Annotated in this window: 6 protein-coding genes; 5 read left to right on the forward strand and 1 reads right to left on the reverse strand. The window is 35.5% G+C overall.

What is annotated here, in order from left to right; all coding sequences use genetic code 11:
* Positions 1–35: 35 nt before the first annotated feature.
* The 4 genes from D6734_11740 (at position 36) to D6734_11755 (ending at position 2,907) form a co-directional block, all read left to right on the forward strand.
* A complete protein-coding gene (locus D6734_11740; GenBank protein RMF92675.1) occupies positions 36–734 on the forward strand; it encodes a hypothetical protein in 699 nt (232 codons plus the stop codon).
* A 121-nt stretch (positions 735–855) separates the two neighbouring features.
* Complete coding sequence (locus D6734_11745; protein RMF92680.1) at positions 856–1,161, forward strand: hypothetical protein; 306 nt, start codon at positions 856–858, stop codon at positions 1,159–1,161.
* Positions 1,162–1,375: 214 nt separating this feature from the next.
* Positions 1,376–2,719: an NAD(P)/FAD-dependent oxidoreductase gene (locus D6734_11750; protein ID RMF92676.1), complete on the forward strand. Its 1,344-nt coding sequence runs from the start codon at positions 1,376–1,378 to the stop codon at positions 2,717–2,719.
* Complete coding sequence (locus D6734_11755; protein ID RMF92677.1) at positions 2,716–2,907, forward strand: 4Fe-4S dicluster domain-containing protein; 192 nt, start codon at positions 2,716–2,718, stop codon at positions 2,905–2,907. Before D6734_11750 ends, D6734_11755 begins: the two co-directional genes overlap by 4 nt.
* Here the strand turns inward: D6734_11755 and D6734_11760 are convergent.
* On the reverse strand, positions 2,900–3,883 hold the full coding sequence (locus D6734_11760; GenBank protein RMF92678.1) for an ROK family protein: 984 nt from the start codon (positions 3,881–3,883) through the stop codon (positions 2,900–2,902). The genes D6734_11755 and D6734_11760 overlap by 8 nt on opposite strands.
* A 23-nt stretch (positions 3,884–3,906) precedes the next feature.
* Here D6734_11760 and D6734_11765 point away from each other — a divergent pair.
* A partial coding sequence (locus tag D6734_11765) for a hypothetical protein (GenBank protein RMF92679.1) occupies positions 3,907–4,983 on the forward strand: 1,077 nt, incomplete at its 3' end.

Below are 4,983 nucleotides of genomic sequence, written 5' to 3' on the forward strand. Positions count from 1 at the left end.
ATTTGGAGATGTAACTTGGAAAAGGAGGATTGAAAATGAAGAGGTTAAAAAAAGTTGCCATCTTAATAACTGTTATCTTTATTATTATCGGATGTGAATCTACGAAACAAGCTCTTCAGAGAGATGAAGTAAAAGGCGGATTGATAGGGGGTGCTCTTGGGGCAGGTGCAGGTGCAATCATAGGCTCTCAAAGCGGAAATGCAGGAGTAGGAACAGCCATCGGTGCAGGTGTTGGCGCAGTTACTGGGGCTGTAATAGGAAGGGCGATGCAAAAGCAGAAAGAAGAACTTCAGCAGGTGGCAGAGAAGATAAATAAACAGCAGGCAGAGATAGACCAATTAAAATCACAGCAGGCAACTGTCAAGACTGAGGGAAACAGTATCGTAATGAATTTAAGAGGAGATGCCCTATTTAGGACAAATTCTTCATCATTGGAATCAGGGGCAGTCAACAATCTTAGAGAGATAGTAGAAGTTTTGAAAAAATATCCTGATACAAGGGTTATCGTAAAGGGCTTTACGGATAGTGAAGGAGATGAAGATTATAATCTTAAATTATCGCAGGCGAGGGCTGAAACAGTTAAAAATTATTTTATAGGTGAGGGGATTTCTCCGTCACGCATTACTGCCATAGGATTAGGAGAGTCCCTGCCAATTGCAAGCAATGATACACCTGAAGGAAGACAGATGAATCGGCGAGTTGAAATTGTGGTGATTCCAGCAGAAGGCGAATAATGTTTTAAAGACATAAAGAGATATTGAGATCATTGGGAATCGAAATTGAAAAAATTTTTAAAATCGCCTTATCTTTTTACGATAAGGAGGGATGTAAAAAATTTTAAATATGGAAAACAGTATGGAAAAGAAGAATTGTTGGGAAATCAAAAAGTGCGGAAGGGAAGAAGGCGGTAAAAATGCGGCATCTCTTGGAGTTTGCCCTGCAGCAACTGATCTATCATCGGACGGCTTAAATGGTGGAAAAAATGGTGGTAGAATCTGTTGGGCAATCACAGGTACATTTTGTGGAGGAGAAGTGCAGGGTAGTTTTGCTCAAAAAAAAGTAACATGCATGGTATGCGAAGTTTACAAACAAGTAAAAGCTGAAGAGGGATGCAATTTTAAACTGCTGAAACCCGGACAAACTTATAAAAAAGCTGTTTGAATCTTTCAATTTTATCTGTCCTGTATGTTGTTCAATGATTGATGTTGGATAAAAACAAAATCTCTGTTTTTCTTTATTCAAATACCAATAATTAAACCAATTTTCCTATCTTTTCTTTTATTTTTTCTTAAAAATCTTTTGAGAAAATTTGCTAAAAGCATTTAAACTTTGTATATACAAAAAGCATTTTTAACATGATAGAGCCATTTTCACTATGAACGAAAGATTAGCTTTAGATGTTGCTGTAATTGGTGCAGGTCCCTGCGGGCTAATGACTGCAAAGAAGCTTGCAGAAAAGGGTTTTAAAGTTGCAGTTTTCGACAGAAAACCTTATGCATCATTCATCAATCCCGGAATTATGGAAATGCTCTCCCTTCAGCCAAATAAGATTGAAGAAGATTCCAATAATATCTATTTCACAGAAAGTGGATTTTCCCTTAGTAAAAGACATATAAAAAATAAGATATATGGCTTTGCTACATATTCACCGGGCAAATATGCATTGGTTTTAAGGTCAATTTATCCAACAAATTATAGAATTGATTATAAAGCATGGATTGAGAAGCTCGAGAACGAAGCAAAAGAAAAGGGTGTTGTCATCAACTATGAAAAGGAGATGACAGGCTTTATTTCATCAGGTGGATATATAAAAGGATTCGTCATTGAAGATAAAAAAGGCAATGATTCGGAAGTTTATGCAAGGCATATAGTTGCCGCAGATGGAATCCGCTCGAAGCTTTCCGCCTATGCTAATATTGAGCGTGAGTTGTGGGGTGTCCACAGAATAGTAGGGGTGCGGCTTAAAGATTTCGATATAAAAAAAACAGGGAAGGATGAATTGTTTGATCCAAATTTTCATAATATGTATCTCAATAAAAAATTTTCAGGACCAAATACTCTCGCAATTACTGCCTATCTCGGAGATGGGGAAATGTATGTAATTGCAGTTGTACAGGATACTTCCCTTAGAGACCATTCATCAGGAAAACCAAAAGATATTCTCGATAATTTCCTGAAGTTTCTGAATAATTATGATGCCTGTGCTGAAGCATTTCGAAAATCGACTCCCTCTCAATATTTTGGTTACTATCTTCCTGTGAATTCTCCGATAGCAAAGGTTTTCGAAAAGGGTGGTGTTTCTTTTCTTGGAGATACGGCTTTTACAATTGAAACACAGTGGACTGGTGCTATGGCAGTAGCAGCGAAAGCGACAGAAACGATTGAAGCCATATTGGATGAGAAAAATCGTGATGAAATGATTGGTGAATATGACAGGTGGTGGGGACGCTTTGTCGTCAATGCAAGAAGGCAGTTTGACTTTTCAACATTTATGCATTCATTGGAAGAAGAAGAGCTTAATGAGTTGTTTTCCTATTTTAGTGATGAAATTGTCATAGAGCATCTTTCGGGGTGTGATGATGAATTTGGCACTCCAAATGAATTTATAAAAAATATGAATGCACGGCTTCTTGAAATCGATGTTGATGAAATAAAATCGCAAAAAGTCAGAATGCTTATGACAATGTTGAAGCAAAGGGCGCAAGAAGGAAAATTATGATGAGCAAGAAAAAATTTCCAAAGATAGATAGAGATAAATGTGTGCTTTGTTTAAGCTGCATTGATTTATGCCTTTACAATGCAATAAAATTGATTGATGAAAGAATAGTTATCAATGGTGAAAAATGTGTTTTCTGTGGAGATTGTATAAATGGATGTCCCTACACAGCCCTATATGAATCTATGTAGAACAATTCTCTTGGTTGAAAATTAATGATGCTGCACCAATAAGACAGGAATCGTATCTAAATTTCGGTTTGAGTAATTTTATTCTTCTTAATTTTTCTTCGTATACATATTCCTTTATATATCTTTTGATAAGCCTAAACATAAGAGGATTATTGTCCATAACACCTCCGCCTATGATTATGGTTTCAATATCAGTAAGGTTAACGATATAGGAAAGCGCTTTGCCCACAGCAGATGAACATTCATCGAGTATCTTTTGCGCTCCTTCGTCACCTCTATTGGCAAAGGCAACTATCTTTTCTGTCGTTAAATCGTTTTTTTTTAGTGCTGTAATTCTTTTGAAAGATGCAGATTTGATTCTTTCTTTCGTCCTTTTTAAAATTGCAGGTCCGCTTGATATGGCTTCAAGGCATCCATATTTTCCACAACTACATTTCAATCTTCTGTCGTAGATTTTTATATGTCCAATTTCTCCGGCTAATCCATTATCTCCTGTTATCAATTTTTTATCTATAACAAGGGCACCTCCAATACCAGTGCTTATGGTTAGCCAAAAGAAGGAGTCAATTTTTTTACCATGTCCCAAAATCATTTCTCCAATTGCTGCTGCGTTTATATCGTTTGCAATGACAGTTCTTATACCCAATATTTTTTCGAATTCTCTCTTTACATAAAAATTTCTCATTTTCCAATTTGGCGCATAAATTAATTTTTCACCATTGTTGTCAACCATTCCCGGCAGTGAAATTCCAAGCCCGGCTGTATCACTGAGATTTATTCCACCTTTTTCAGAAATCTCTTCCAGAAGATTTTTGCCTTCTAATACAAGGCGCTTTTTGGATTCTTTGGAAGGGGTTTGAATTTTCTTTTTAGAAATTATTTTCCCTGTCGAGTCAATCAAACCGGCAAGGATTTTTGTACCGCCATAATCGAGTGCAGCTGCTATTACTTTTTTTTTTGTGTTGCTAAAAGTCATATATAAAAAATATAATCCCTAATATGGAAAAAAGACTTAACTCTAAATTCATTAGCAGAGAAGGGAATCAGTGTCAAGAAAGGGCTTATTCTGATGCTTTGGTCAGCAATTATTATCGAAAATTTCTTATAACTGCTTTTATTTTTATCATTATCAGATTGATCGTTTATCTCTTGACCGACAATGTTGAAGGCGATGCGTCTGTAAGAATATACGAAACTTTAAAATGGATGGATTCACCCCATTTCATTACAAGCGGTGTATGGCTTCCGATGAATTATTATCTATCTGCTTTATTTCTATGGATTTTCAACGATGCCCTTTCAGCAACAAGAATATTGAGTTTTATTTCCGCCCTCTTGACTCTTCTCTTTTATTGTGAAGTTGTAAAATCATATTTTGGTGAAAAAACTGCAATCATATCAGGAATCATATTGGCTTTTTTCTTGACTCATATAGTCTATTCAGTACTTGGTCTTGCTGCTTCACCATTTCTTTTGTTCGTTTTTGCCGCTTTTTATCTGTTGAAGAAATTTTTAGACAGCAAAAATAATGATTGGAAACTGCTTCTTCTTGCAATGATTGTTTTTATAATTGCAGAAATGATTAGGATTGAAGCTTGGCTTCTTATACCGCTTTTTACTTTATTTATCTTTTTGAATGGCTTGAAAAAGGAAGCCTTTTGTTTTTTTTGTATTTCATCAGTTTTTCCAGTTTGTTGGCTTATAGGATGCTATATTTCAACAGGAGATTTTCTGCCTCTTGCAAGCAGAAATATCAACCCTGAAAATCTGCAAAACTTTCCTATGGTGCAAAAGATATTTATCTATCCCTATATTCTCATTAAATTTATAACTCCTTTAATCCTTTTATTTTGCTTTATAGGGCTTGTGAGAAATTTTATTGAAAAAGACAAATATGAATTTGGACTCTGCTTTCTTGTGCAGTTCTTTTTTCTTATAACAATTACTGTGATTGGTACCAATGCATTCCCAAAACCTCGATACGCTCTTTTGTCATCGCTTTTTTTGATTCCATATTTTTCTGATGGATTTTCAATTGTAGTTGACAAAATCAAATCAAGACGAATAGTGATTATC

This window comes from Candidatus Schekmanbacteria bacterium (assembly GCA_003695725.1).
In the GTDB taxonomy this organism is placed as follows: Bacteria; Schekmanbacteria; GWA2-38-11; order GWA2-38-11; family J061; genus J061.

What these genes read in the sequence shown, in the direction of transcription:
- D6734_11750 (RMF92676.1), top strand. Translation starts at nt 1,376, where the DNA reads ATGAACGAAAGATTAGCTTTAGATGTTGCTGTAATTGGTGCAGGTCCC.
- D6734_11745 (RMF92680.1), top strand. Translation starts at nt 856, where the DNA reads ATGGAAAAGAAGAATTGTTGGGAAATCAAAAAGTGCGGAAGGGAAGAA.
- D6734_11740 (RMF92675.1), top strand. Translation starts at nt 36, where the DNA reads ATGAAGAGGTTAAAAAAAGTTGCCATCTTAATAACTGTTATCTTTATT.
- D6734_11760 (RMF92678.1), bottom strand. Translation starts at nt 3,883, where the DNA reads ATGACTTTTAGCAACACAAAAAAAAAAGTAATAGCAGCTGCACTCGAT.
- D6734_11755 (RMF92677.1), top strand. Translation starts at nt 2,716, where the DNA reads ATGATGAGCAAGAAAAAATTTCCAAAGATAGATAGAGATAAATGTGTG.